11 protein-coding genes are annotated in these 12,388 nt (G+C 55.0%); 7 read left to right on the forward strand and 4 right to left on the reverse strand.

Annotated elements, in window-relative coordinates; genetic code table 11:
- Positions 1-4: 4 nt before the first annotated feature.
- On the reverse strand, positions 5-1,675 hold the full coding sequence (gene paaN, locus BW956_RS08595; protein WP_076462401.1) for a phenylacetic acid degradation protein PaaN: 1,671 nt from the start codon (positions 1,673-1,675) through the stop codon (positions 5-7).
- 394 nt (positions 1,676-2,069) lie between these two features.
- Between paaN and paaF the strand changes: the two genes are divergently transcribed.
- The 6 genes from paaF to paaK are packed head-to-tail and all read left to right on the forward strand — an operon-like array spanning position 2,070 to position 8,195.
- A complete protein-coding gene (gene paaF / locus BW956_RS08600; RefSeq protein ID WP_076462402.1) occupies positions 2,070-2,852 on the forward strand; it encodes a 2,3-dehydroadipyl-CoA hydratase PaaF in 783 nt (260 codons plus the stop codon).
- A gap of 4 nt (positions 2,853-2,856) precedes the next feature.
- Positions 2,857-3,648, forward strand: coding sequence for a 2-(1,2-epoxy-1,2-dihydrophenyl)acetyl-CoA isomerase PaaG (gene paaG / locus BW956_RS08605; protein ID WP_076462403.1), 792 nt, complete (start codon positions 2,857-2,859; stop codon positions 3,646-3,648).
- Between the two features lie 2 nt (positions 3,649-3,650).
- Entirely contained in the window at positions 3,651-5,162 is a 1,512-nt protein-coding gene (gene paaH / locus BW956_RS08610) for a 3-hydroxyacyl-CoA dehydrogenase PaaH (RefSeq protein ID WP_076462404.1), read from the forward strand.
- On the forward strand, positions 5,159-5,614 hold the full coding sequence (gene paaI, locus BW956_RS08615; protein WP_076462405.1) for a hydroxyphenylacetyl-CoA thioesterase PaaI: 456 nt from the start codon (positions 5,159-5,161) through the stop codon (positions 5,612-5,614). Before paaH ends, paaI begins: the two co-directional genes overlap by 4 nt.
- Positions 5,615-5,625: 11 nt before the next feature.
- Positions 5,626-6,834, forward strand: a complete 1,209-nt coding sequence (pcaF, locus tag BW956_RS08620) for a 3-oxoadipyl-CoA thiolase (RefSeq protein WP_010324053.1) — start codon at positions 5,626-5,628, stop codon at positions 6,832-6,834.
- A 56-nt stretch (positions 6,835-6,890) separates the two neighbouring features.
- Positions 6,891-8,195 (forward strand): phenylacetate--CoA ligase PaaK, encoded by a 1,305-nt coding sequence (gene paaK / locus BW956_RS08625; RefSeq protein WP_076462406.1) that lies wholly within the window; start codon positions 6,891-6,893, stop codon positions 8,193-8,195.
- 69 nt (positions 8,196-8,264) lie between these two features.
- Here the strand turns inward: paaK and rnk are convergent, their stop codons facing one another.
- Positions 8,265-8,645, reverse strand: coding sequence for a nucleoside diphosphate kinase regulator (rnk, locus tag BW956_RS08630; RefSeq protein ID WP_010324051.1), 381 nt, complete (start codon positions 8,643-8,645; stop codon positions 8,265-8,267).
- Between the two features lie 323 nt (positions 8,646-8,968).
- Positions 8,969-10,285, reverse strand: coding sequence for an LssY C-terminal domain-containing protein (locus BW956_RS08635; protein WP_175611984.1), 1,317 nt, complete (start codon positions 10,283-10,285; stop codon positions 8,969-8,971).
- Between the two features lie 242 nt (positions 10,286-10,527).
- On the opposite strand from BW956_RS08635, the gene BW956_RS08640 reads away from it, so the two are divergent.
- On the forward strand, positions 10,528-10,959 hold the full coding sequence (locus tag BW956_RS08640; RefSeq protein ID WP_010324048.1) for an RrF2 family transcriptional regulator: 432 nt from the start codon (positions 10,528-10,530) through the stop codon (positions 10,957-10,959).
- Positions 10,960-10,975: 16 nt separating this feature from the next.
- Here BW956_RS08640 and BW956_RS08645 read toward each other — a convergent pair whose 3' ends face one another.
- On the reverse strand, positions 10,976-12,286 hold the full coding sequence (locus tag BW956_RS08645) for an MFS transporter (RefSeq protein WP_076462408.1): 1,311 nt from the start codon (positions 12,284-12,286) through the stop codon (positions 10,976-10,978).
- Positions 12,287-12,388: the final 102 nt, after the last annotated feature.

Consider the following 12,388-nt stretch of genomic DNA (forward strand, 5'->3'; position numbering starts at 1 on the left):
TGACTCACTTTGGGTGGCGACGGCTCTGCACGAAGCGGAAACGGTTGGCCACGAAGGCGTAGTCAGACAGTGCAGCATTAGCTGCCGGGTTACCACCAGTCGCGTGGAAGTCACTGAAGGCAGCACTCTGGTTGACGAATACACCGCCGGTCAGGTTGGTGCTCAGTGCAACACAGGCATCCAGCGCGGCTTCTTCGATCTTCTCAATCTGTGCTTCGTCGCTGCTGTAGCAACCCATGGTGATGGCGCCGTGCTTCTTGACGATATCGCGAGCCAGTTCGATGCTGTGATCGCGGCTGTCAGAGCGAACGATGAAGCTGATCGGGCCAAACAGTTCCTGACCCCAAACATCTTCTTTCTCGGCATCGATGGTCATGATCAGCGGGCTGCGAACACGCGCGTTTTCAAACTGCGGGTGAGTCAGCTTCTCGGAGTCACGGACAACGGTGCCCAGACCTTTGCTGTCCTCGATACGCTGAGCAGTCGCCTCAGACTGGATAGCACCCAGAACCATGGCGGCACGATCAGGATCGGACAGGAACTTGGTCACGCCGGTTGCGATGGCTTCAGCTACCTCATCGAAGGACTTGTGGCCCAGGTCGGTTTCGATACCGTCCTTGGGTACAAAGATATCCTGAGTCGTGGTGCACATCTGGCCGGAGTACAGGCTCAGTGTGAACGCCAGGTTGCGAACCATGCCTTTAAAGTCATCAGTAGAGTCGATGACGATGGTGTTGGCACCAGCTTTCTCGGTGTAAACCTGCGCCTGCGGGCAGTTCTGCTCCAGCCAGTCACCGAATGCAGTGTTACCGGTGAAGTCGATCAGCTTCACTTCAGGACGCTGAGCCAGCTCCATGGTTTCCGGTTTGGCCGGATCGCTGTCAACATACAGAGAAACAATGTGCGGCGGCAGGCCCTGCTCTTTCAGGACTTCCTGCGCAACCTGAACACTGATGGCAGCCGGCAGTGCAGCAGCCGGGTGTGCCTTCACGACTACCGGGTTACCGGTAACCAGAGAGGCGAACAGACCCGGGTAAGTGTTCCAGGTCGGGAAGGTAGAGCAACCGATCACCAGACCTACACCACGACCACAGGCAGTGAACTTCTTCTCCATAACCAGCGGGTCATGTTTGCCCTGCGGCTTGGTCCAGGTAGCCTGCGCCGGAACACCTGCCATGGTTTCGTAACCATAGGCAACGGCTTCAAGACCACGATCCTGAGCGTGAGGGCCACCCGCCTGGAAGGCCATCATGAAGCCCTGACCAGAGGTGTGCATTACAGCGTGCGCGATTTCAAAGCTGCGCTTGTTCAGGCGATCCAGGATCTCCATGCAGATGCCGGTACGACCTTCTACACCCTGGTCACGCCATGCCTTGCGGGTTTCTTCCATTGCCGGCAGCAGCTTGTCCATATCAACAGTCGGGTACTGTACATTCAGTTCAATACCGTAGGGGGAGACTTCAGCACCCGTACGACCGCTGACACCCGGCATTTCCAGCTCGAAAGGCTTGTTCAGGTGAGCCTTGAATGCAGCTTCGCCATCAGCAGCTGCCGTCTCGCCGTAGGCACGCGGGCTCGGATTCTCGGACCAGGGACTGAAGTAGTCACGGCTATGGATGGCCGCCAGCGCCCCATCGAGGGTGCTTTTGTGCTTGGCAAAAAGGTTCTCGCTCATCAGGTGTCTCCCTTGTGCTATGCGCTGCTCATAGGCAACGCGATTTTGTTCTGTTTGGAGTCTGAGTATGGCAGCCAGGCCAGTGCCTGTATGCCCGAGACGCACCCTTGCGGGGCGTACTCATTTGTTTACGACTATATTGATCTCGATATGATCAACAAGATACAGCAATCATTGTGATACGAAAAGAACAATATATCTGTTAAATATTGTATCTCTTTTGTCTTTTGGGTTAACCTTGCCGAAGCTTTAGGGGCCCATGCCAAGGCTTGGCTCGCTTCCGCGCCATACCGCCTGAGCCCCTATTATAGTGCCTATCAGGGACTGTCCAAGTCTGAGCGGCCAGAAAATGATACGGCGACAACGATAACAAAACACTTAAAACGGTATTTCTATGCAGCATGAGTATCAGGACATTCTTGTCTCCGATATTTCCAGCGGTGTGCTGACCATCACCCTGAACCGTCCTGAAGCCTACAACGCATTGCGCACCCAGTTGCTCAGCGAAGTGGCCGAGGTTCTGGACCAGGCAGCACAGAATGATGACGTTCGCGCGGTGGTGATCACCGGCAACGAAAAAGTGTTTGCAGCCGGTGCTGACATCAAGGAGATGGCTGCACTGGACGCCGTGGGTGTTCTTAATGACCCGCGTGTACTTCACTGGCGTCGTATTGCCCAGTTCTCCAAGCCTCTGATCGCTGCTGTAAACGGCTTCGCCCTTGGCGGCGGTTGTGAACTGGTGATGCATGCCGACATCGTTATCGCCGGTGACAATGCCCAGTTTGGCCAGCCCGAGATCAACCTGGGGATCATCCCGGGTGCTGGTGGCACTCAGCGCCTGCTGCGTACCGTAGGCAAGTCCATGGCGATGCAGCTGGTATTGTCCGGCGAATTCATTTCTGCTGCACAGGCCCGAGATTTTGGTCTGGTCAGCGAAGTCACCATCCCGGAGCGTTCTCTGGAACGTGCGACCGAGCTGGCACACAAGATTGCGACCAAGCCGCCGATTGCTGTTCGTCAGGCGAAAGAAGTCCTGCTCAAGGCCTATGAAACAACTCTGGACAGCGGCCTGAGTCTGGAACGCAAAGCCTTTACCCTGCTGGCGGCCACTGAAGACCGTAATGAAGGTATTGCGGCTTTCATGGAAAAACGTAAACCGAACTTCACAGGAAAATAAGACCATGGCTTACGAAACAATCGAATTCGAGATTACTGACGGCGTTGCAGTACTGACACTGAACCGTCCTGACCGGATGAACAGTTTCAACACCGAGATGCATGCTGAAGTTCGTGATGCGATCAAGCAGGCGAAAAAGAGCGAAGAAGTTCGCTGCCTGCTGATCACCGGTAATGGCCGTGGTTTCTGTGCCGGCCAGGACCTGAGCGATCGCAACGTTGATCCCAATGCGGAAATGCCGAATCTGGGCGAGTCCATTGAAAAGAACTACAACCCGCTGATCCGCAGCCTGCAGGCGCTGGAAATGCCGGTTATCTGTGCGGTGAACGGTGTTGCAGCCGGCGCCGGCGCCAACATCGCCTTTGCTTGTGACATCGTCCTGGCTGCCCGTTCTGCGTCTTTCATCCAGGCATTCTGCAAAATTGGTCTGGTGCCGGATTCCGGTGGTACCTGGACGCTGCCGCGTCTGGTCGGTCACGCGCGCGCCATGGCCCTGTCCATGCTGGGTGACAAAATCAGTGCTGAACAGGCGATGGCCTGGGGCATGATCTGGAAGTGCATCGATGATGAAGCGCTGAAAGACGAAGCGCTGGCCATGGCCAAGCAGCTGGCAACTCAGCCGACCAAGGGCCTGGCTCTGATCAAGCGTGCCATTCAGTCAAGCTGGGACAACAGCTTTGACGAGCAGCTGGACCTGGAACGTGACCTGCAGACCCTGGCCGGTCGCACTGAAGATTATCGCGAAGGCGTTTCTGCCTTCATGAACAAGCGTCAGCCCACTTTCAAAGGCAAGTAATCATGAGCATTTTTACAACTGAATCCGTTATCGGCGTAATTGGCGCTGGCACCATGGGCGCAGGTATTGCTCAGGTGGCTGCCAAGGCTGGCCATCCGGTATTCCTGTTTGATGCCGCTGAAGGCGCTGCAGCACGTGGCCGTGAAAATGTGGCCAAGGGCCTGCAGAAACTGGTTGCTCGCGGCAAGATGACCGCTGAAGACGTGGATGCACTGGTTGGTCGCATTCAGGTAATCACCTCACTGGAAGAGATGGCGCCTGCCGCCCTGGTTATCGAAGCGATTGTTGAACGCCTGGACGTTAAACAGAGTGTTTTTGGTCAGCTTGAAGATATCTGCTCCGAGCAGACCGTACTGGCGACCAACACCTCCTCCATCTCCGTGACGGCCATCGGTAGCACCCTCAAGCGCCCGCAGAACCTGGTTGGCATGCACTTCTTCAACCCGGCACCGATCATGAAACTGGTTGAAGTGATCAGCGGCCTGGATACCAAACCTGAAATCGCTGACGCCATCTTCGATCTGTCCGCCAGCTGGGGCAAAAAGCCGGTACACGCCAAGTCCACACCGGGCTTCATCGTTAACCGTGTTGCACGTCCCTTCTATGCTGAAGGCTTCCGTATCTTCCAGGAAGGCGGTACCGATACCGCGACCATCGATGCACTGCTGCGTGAAGCAGGCGGTTTCCGCATGGGACCCTTCGAGCTGACCGACCTGATCGGCCACGACGTCAACTATGCGGTGACCTCATCCGTATTTGCGGCCTACTACAACGATCAGCGCTTCCTGCCCTCTCTGATTCAGCTGGAGCTGGTTAATGCTGGCCACTTTGGTCGCAAGACCGGCAAGGGCTTCTATGATTACAGTGAAGGTGCTGAAAAGCCTGCGCCGATCACAGCTGCCGATGCGGACAAGCCCAACACGGTCACCATTGAAGGTGAGCTGGGTGTTGCCGAGCCTCTGGTTGCTCTGTTCGAAGAAGCCGGTATTGAAGTTGTGCGCACTGAGGGTGATGGCTGCATCCGCGTCGGTGATGCCACCCTGATGCTGACCAACGGCCAGTTCACCACTGTTCGTGCCGCCGAAACCAGCAACCGCAACCTGATCCATTTCGATCTGGCGCTGGATTACAGCCAGTCCACGCGTATTGCGCTGGCACCCGCTGACAAGGCAGACGAGTCTGCCATCCACAAGGCGGTTGGTCTGTTCCAGGCCGCTGGCAAAGCGGTCAGCCTGATCGATGACATCCCGGGCATGGTTGTGATGCGTACGCTGGCCATGCTGGCCAATGAAGGCTTTGATGCGGTTAACCAGCAGGTGTGCAACGAAGAAGCCGTTGATATCGCCATGCAGGGCGGCGTGAACTACCCGCGTGGTCCGATCAGCTGGGCGAGTGAAGTTGGCCTGGCGCGCATTCTGCACGTTCTGCGCAACCTGGGTGCCAGCTACGGTGAAGACCGTTACCGCCCGTCTCCCCTGCTGCTGCGTAAGGTTGCCGGAGGTCGCCAGTCATGAAAGCGAGCGAAATGAACCCGCAACAATTGGCTGAAGCCTCCAGCGCCGCCATGCATGAAAATGATTTTGCCGCTCAGGGCCTGGATATTCAGATTGAAGAAACCCGCCCGGGTTATGCGCGCCTGAGCATGAAAGTCCGCAAGGATATGCTCAATGGCCATGCCATCTGCCATGGCGGTTTCATTTTCACGCTGTCGGATACGGCATTCGCCCATGCCTGCAACAGCTATAACAAGGTGACTGTCGCCAGTGGCTGCAGCATTGAGTTTGTTGCACCCGGTTTCCTGGACGACACCCTGACTGCGGTTGCAGAAGAACGTCAGCGTAAGGGTCGCACCGGCGTTTATGACATCACCGTCTTTAACCAGAACAATGAAGAGCTGGCCCTCTTCCGTGGCAAGTCCTACCAGATCAAGGGGACATTGCTGCCGGAAGATGAACCAGCCGCCTGAGGAGAAACCCAATGAAAGATGCCTTTATCTGTGATGCTATCCGCACACCGATTGGTCGCTATGCAGGCACCCTCGCCAGCGTTCGTGCTGACGATCTGGGCGCCATCCCGATGAAAGCGCTGATGGAGCGTAACCCGGACGTGGATTGGACTCAGGTAGATGATGTCATCTACGGCTGTGCCAACCAGGCCGGTGAAGATAACCGTAACGTGGCGCACATGTCTTCTTTGCTGGCAGGCCTGCCGGTAGAAGTGCCGGGCACTACTGTGAACCGTCTCTGTGGTTCCGGTATGGATGCAGTGGGTCTGGCGGCGCGTTCCATCAAGTCCGGTGATACCGAACTGATGATTGCCGGTGGCGTTGAGTCGATGTCCCGTGCGCCTTTCGTGATGGGCAAGGCTGAATCTGCGTTTACCCGTAACCCGAACGGCCTGTATGACACCACTATCGGCTGGCGTTTCATCAACCCGCTGATGAAATCTCAGTACGGTGTGGACTCCATGCCGGAAACTGCGGAAAACGTAGCCGCTGATTTCAACATCAGCCGTGAAGATCAGGACGCTTTTGCCCTGCGCAGTCAGCAGCGTACTGCTGAAGCACAGAAAAACGGCAAGCTGTCTGAAGAGATCATCCCGGTCACCATTCCGCAGCGCAAAGCGGATCCGATCGTGTTTGATACCGATGAGCACGCTCGTGCCAGCACAACTCTGGAAGGCTTGGCTAAACTGAAAACACCTTTCCGTGAAGGTGGTTCGGTAACAGCGGGAAACGCTTCCGGTGTTAACGATGGTGCCTGTGCCCTGCTGATCGCGTCTGAAGAAGCGGCTAAAGCCAATGGCCTGACACCTAAAGCACGCATCGTCGCCATGGCAACCGCAGGTGTAGAACCGCGTATCATGGGCTTTGGTCCGGCACCGGCTGCACGCAAGGTACTGGCTAAAGCGGGCTTGAGCATCGAAGATATGGATGTCATCGAGCTGAACGAAGCTTTTGCAGCACAGGCGCTGGCCGTAACCCGCGACCTGGGTCTGCCGGATGATGCAGCACACGTTAACCCGAACGGTGGTGCTATCTCCCTGGGTCATCCGCTGGGCATGAGCGGCGCCCGCCTGATCACCACTGCCATGTACGAGCTGCACCGTACGGGTGGTCGTTACGCGCTGTGCATGATGTGCATCGGTGTCGGTCAGGGTATTGCCACAATTATTGAACGCGTCTGATCCCCAACTCAGGTGCCAGAACTCCAACTATTACAAACAACGGGATAATAACAAGCATGAAACACCAACAGCCTATGATGCGTGGATCCCTCGAAGAAATTGAAACCGCGAGCATTGACGAGCTGCGTTCGGTACAGCTGCGTCGCCTGCGCTGGAGCCTCGCGCATACCTACAATAATGTCCCCCACTTCAAGCAGAAGTGTGACGAGAAAGGCGTTCACCCGTTCGAGCTGAAATCACTCGAAGACCTGAAGCACTTCCCGTTCACCACCAAACAGGATCTGCGTGACAACTACCCGTACGGCATGTTCGCCATCCCCATGGACGAAGTTGTACGAATCCACGCATCCTCCGGTACAACCGGCAAGCCGACCGTTGTGGGTTACTCCCAGAACGATATCGATACCTGGGCTGATGTGGTAGCACGTTCTATCCGTGCTGCTGGCGGACATCGTGGTGACAAGGTACACGTATCCTACGGCTACGGCCTGTTCACTGGTGGTTTGGGCGCGCACTACGGTGCCGAGCGTCTGGGCTGCACCGTGATCCCCATGTCCGGTGGCCAGACCGAGAAGCAGGTTCAGCTGATCCAGGACTTTGCGCCCGATATCATCATGGTGACCCCGTCCTACTTCCTGAACATTCTGGATGAGATGGAACGTCAGGGCGTTGACCCGCGTGACCTGCCCCTGCGTACCGGTATCTTCGGTGCCGAGCCCTGGACCGATGAAATGCGCAAGAATATCGAGCAGCGCGCCGGTATCAGCGCTGTCGACATCTATGGTCTGTCTGAAGTGATGGGCCCAGGTGTTGCCATGGAGTGCATCGAAACCAAAGATGGTCCCACCATCTGGGAAGATCACTTCTACCCGGAAATCATCGATCCGAACACCGGTGAAGTTCTGCCGGACGGTGAGTATGGTGAACTGGTCTTCACGTCTCTGACCAAGGAAGCCATGCCGGTTGTACGTTACCGTACACGCGACCTGACCCGTCTGCTGCCGGGTACTGCACGTCCGATGCGTCGTATCGACAAGATCACTGGCCGTTCCGATGACATGCTGATCATCCGTGGTGTTAACGTATTCCCGACTCAGATCGAAGAACAGATCCTGAAAGTTGCAGCACTGGCACCGCACTACGAGATCATCATCACCAAGAACGGCAACCTGGACATGGTCGACGTTAAAGTCGAGCTGGCACCTGAAGCCAAGGGTACTGATGAAGCCGCTGTGATCAAGGAACTGCAGCACCACATCAAGTCCTACATCGGCATCAGCACCAAGATTGCCATTGTCGACAGCGGCAGCATTCCGCGCTCTGAAGGCAAGGCCCAGCGCGTATCTGACCAGCGTAAGTAAGCCTTACCAGGCTTCAAAACGTAAAAAAGCCGGCAATTTGCCGGCTTTTTCGTATCTGTACTGTCGGTTTTAATCGATGGACACGATACGGACATGGCTATGCTTGCCACCCGGCAGCGTCCAATCGATAGTTTGGCCAACCTGCAGTCCGAGCAATGCCGAACCGATGGGTGCCATAATCGAGATGGGATGCTCAACCGATGACAGCTGATGCGGGTACAGCAGATGACGTTGAAACTGCTGCCCTGTCTCCTCCACCTCGAAGGTGACACAGGAATTCATGCGCACCACATCTGCCGGCATTGCCTCTTCGGCAACCACATCAGCACGTGCCAGCTCGGTACGCAGCGCGTCCAGACCAGGGTTATCACGAAATTCTTTGCGCTCAAGCAGCGCTTCAAGCTGGTCAATATCCTTTTCGGACACCAGAATACACGGCATCTCAGCCATGGCGTTTACTCCATTTTTACAACAAATAAAGACAGCCGCCGGATTACCGGGACTACCAGAAAATTCAAGAGGTGTTCGTATACCCGTCGGCCTGCCCTACAGACACAGGCCGATACAAATCAGCGTGTGAGCGGCAGGCCTGCAACAAGGCGGGCTGCGGACAGCAATGTCATCCGGATATACAACATAAGGGAAATGAGCCTCACAGAAGGTAAAAAGGTGCGATGCACCCTGCATGCATTGTTACGCTTTAACCCCGTTAGTGCAATAGCGCAGGGTTAAGAATAGCCATTGAAGCACCTGCCAGCCCTGCAGGCCTTTTATTACTGCGAATACATCCGCCGTCTCGGCGGGTCGACCCAGTCAAAGAAGCGCACATCTTCGAGGTTATTGGGCCGAGTATCAAACTCCAGCACCGCCCTGAGCCCATCCGTGTGGTAGGGATCACCCGTTAGGTTATATCCGGGCCGGCTCAACGGCCTCTTGCCGACCCCTTTGACAAACCCGAGACGCATCAACCCCTGTGAATACAACATGTCTTCAATAAAGGCCGTGCGGGTTTCATCAATATCAGGGTCGATTTTATGGGTAGTGAATGTAGGTGTGTGCGTCGTAAAGCGCACGCCAATGTCCCTGCTGATCTGCCCTACCCATATTTCCTTGCCCTCATAACGCATGTCTGTGAGCCACAACCGCAAGTGGTTTCGCTGGTGAATCGTGCCACGTGCTTTTTGTAGCGCAATATCCTGTTTACGCCCCTCGTAGTAGAGATTACTGACGGGCGAATAACGGTAGTGTTTGCCAAACAGGAAAGAATTGATGGTTTTCCAGATGGAGCGCAGGTAGCTGTCTTCAGCATAGTGCCAGCCACGACGCACAAAGGGTGGAAAGAGATGTTTGGAATTACCAATAAGTACCAGATTAAGGGGATCACCCTGTTTCTGACCGTTCTCACTGGTGGTACAGCAAGGCAAGTTGCGCAAGGCCTCTCGCAACGTTGTGCGATCAAGTGAGGTGATGTCTTCCTGTTGCTGCTGCCCTTCAATTTCCCTTAATGACCGGGCCCTCAGTTCCGACAGCTCAAAGTAAAAATCAAAAAACTTGGTCTCTGTTTTACTGATGAGGTCGATATCCAGCTGCTTCTCATCTTCATCAAGGTTGACGTAAAAGAAACCGCTGCGCGTCGTTTGGGGCAGAATGGGGTTGAAAAAACTCATTTGCGTGAAGTAGACATCAACCTGTTCGTTGTACCCGGGTTGAAGCCAGCGATGCATGCTATAGGCGACTTCATGAGGTGAAAAATACTCAGGGTCCAGCCCGGTTGCCAACATCCAATATGGATGGGAGTCATTATTCTGAACACGCATCCAGACAGGCTGTATCTGTTTCGATGCCAAATCGACACCAAAGAGTCTTCTGCTCTCTTCCTCTGTCAGTACAGATGCAGACACAATGACATTGCCTTGCTCCTGAACCTGTATACGGTCCTCAAATGAAGTCAGATCCTGCTCGGGGCTAAACGAAGCACAGCCGTTAATAACAACGACGGATAGACAGAGCGCACAAATACGCATGAGTGAAGAGGTCTTTAGCGGTGAGCCCATAGCGACGTAAACTCCAAGAACCAGATCCTGTTTCACACCCATCTGGTTTGGAAAGTAACCATCTGGTTAAACAGCCCTGAGCTAAGGCTAATAAAATACAGACTCTCTTAAATTAGTCGCGAAAGGTTTTAATCGCTAGAGGCTTTGAGCTTTCCAGGCTTGTTTTCACGCCAGTATGTGCAGTGGATCAAGGATATTCAGTGTGAAGCCATGTAGATCGAGGACAACAGGTCAGTAAATTTGTATCATCAGCCTGCTTACATTAATCGAGCCAACCCATGCAGCTAAGCCGCTTTTCCGACTACTCCCTGCGCGTACTCTTTTACGTCGCCATCAATGACCAGAAACGCTCCAACCTGGCTGAAATAGCCGACTTCTACTCCATTTCACGGGAGCATCTACGCAAGGTGGTGCATACGCTGGGGAAACTTGAGTACCTGAGTACTTATCGCGGCAAGAGTGGTGGAATCAGCCTGGCCCGGCCTGCTGCAGAGATAAACCTGGGCCAGCTGTTGTCCCAAACCGAAGGCACCACGCCGCTGATTGATTGCAACAGCCAGCCCTGTCGGCTGACTGCACATTGTCGATTGCAGGGTGTACTGGCCGAAGCGCAACAGGCCTTTTTTGCCGTTCTGCAGCAATACACCCTGGCAGACCTGATTAACGACCGGCAGATGCAGGCGCTAATTCAGGTCAATCTGGAGGGGTAAATCTGGAGGGGCCAGGTTACACATCCGGCAAACGCAGTGACAGCACTACGCCGGCCAATCCCATCAGGCAAAGAATCAGAATAATGGTGCTGATAGGCACGGCAACACTCAGCGCACCGGTGAAGCCCATAATCAGCAGCACTATACCGATGACGGTATTGCTCACCGCAACATAGTCGGTACGTCTGTTACCCTCTGCCATGTCCACGACAAAGGTTTTACGTCCAACACGCACGCCCTGGTGGGCAATGCTCAGTGCAAAATAGCAAAGCGGTATAAGCCAGAAAATATCCAGCCATTGGGGGAACCAGGTGGCAATCGCCCAGACGATAATCCCCGCCAGTGATGACATCAGTGCTGCCAGTGTCATGACGGAACGGCTGGACAGATCGGCAAACCTCCCCCAGAACGGCCCTGAAATCAGTCCGGCCGCGCCGCTGGCGATAATAAACAGACCCAGCAATGCCGGTGAGTTGTCCTGAGCCCGTTGTGCCAGCACCACATAGTAAGGCGCAGACAGGGCCGAGCAGAGAAACAGAGAACGGGTAATGACAAACAGCCTGAAGGCCGAATCGGTGCGTAATATATCCAGTCGCTTGAACGCCTCGGTGATGCCGTTGACACCGCCATCGGTTTCACCGGGAAATTCACGTATCTGGGAATAGGTTAAGGCTGCCAGAATCCACAGCAGGCCCGCCAGTGAAAGCAGCACACCAAAACTGGCGCCACTCATGTCCCCTTCTCCGTTTGCCAGCACAAACCAGGCACCGGCCAATAGTGTCACCAGCCCTGCTACACTGGCTGACCAGCCGTTAACACGCCCGCGCTGTGTTTTCGGAATGGTTTTGCCCAACACATCCTTGGCCGCAACGGAGCACAGTCCACGTGACAGACTGAACAACACCAGCAAACCAATGATGGACCAGCCCGCTGCCGCCCCCTCAAGCTGCCAGGCAACCAGTGCGATCAACATCATGCACAATGCCTGCAACAGGCTGCCAACAACCCAGACATGCTTGCGTATAGGTAAGCGCCGAACAAAGCCTGCAATGAGCAGCTGTGGCATCATGGAGCCGGATTCACGGATAGGCACCAGGAAGCCAAGCAGATAGAGGGGCGCGCTCACGGCCTCCATCACCGCCGGCAACACCACTTTGGGGTTGCCAAGAGCATCACCCAGCTTGGTTAGAAACTGGCTCAGGACCAGCCATAAAAAATTACCGGGTACTTCTTTACAGGCATCTTCATCAATGGCTTTACAGGCCCGGGCATCCTCCTCATTCAGTAGTTTTGCATACAGGTCCTGACTTAACGTGCCCTTGGACATTCGTGTGTGCTCCTTAGGTAAGACGCGTGCGTGACAGCTAGGCTGTCCAGAGTTCATTTCCCTGACCGAAGTTGCTAGGCTTGCTGCCTCTTTCGGGTCCAA

The sequence above is a fragment of the Marinobacterium stanieri genome, assembly GCF_900155945.1.
GTDB lineage: Bacteria > Pseudomonadota > Gammaproteobacteria > Pseudomonadales > Balneatricaceae > Marinobacterium > Marinobacterium stanieri.

Bases quoted from the DNA above. Each gene is read 5' to 3' on its own strand.
- paaG (WP_076462403.1), top strand. From the start codon at position 2,857: ATGGCTTACGAAACAATCGAATTCGAGATTACTGACGGCGTTGCAGTA.
- rnk (WP_010324051.1), bottom strand. From the start codon at position 8,645: ATGGCTGAGATGCCGTGTATTCTGGTGTCCGAAAAGGATATTGACCAG.
- paaI (WP_076462405.1), top strand. From the start codon at position 5,159: ATGAAAGCGAGCGAAATGAACCCGCAACAATTGGCTGAAGCCTCCAGC.
- paaH (WP_076462404.1), top strand. From the start codon at position 3,651: ATGAGCATTTTTACAACTGAATCCGTTATCGGCGTAATTGGCGCTGGC.
- paaF (WP_076462402.1), top strand. From the start codon at position 2,070: ATGCAGCATGAGTATCAGGACATTCTTGTCTCCGATATTTCCAGCGGT.
- paaK (WP_076462406.1), top strand. From the start codon at position 6,891: ATGAAACACCAACAGCCTATGATGCGTGGATCCCTCGAAGAAATTGAA.
- BW956_RS08645 (WP_076462408.1), bottom strand. From the start codon at position 12,286: ATGTCCAAGGGCACGTTAAGTCAGGACCTGTATGCAAAACTACTGAAT.
- paaN (WP_076462401.1), bottom strand. From the start codon at position 1,675: ATGAGCGAGAACCTTTTTGCCAAGCACAAAAGCACCCTCGATGGGGCG.
- pcaF (WP_010324053.1), top strand. From the start codon at position 5,626: ATGAAAGATGCCTTTATCTGTGATGCTATCCGCACACCGATTGGTCGC.
- BW956_RS08640 (WP_010324048.1), top strand. From the start codon at position 10,528: ATGCAGCTAAGCCGCTTTTCCGACTACTCCCTGCGCGTACTCTTTTAC.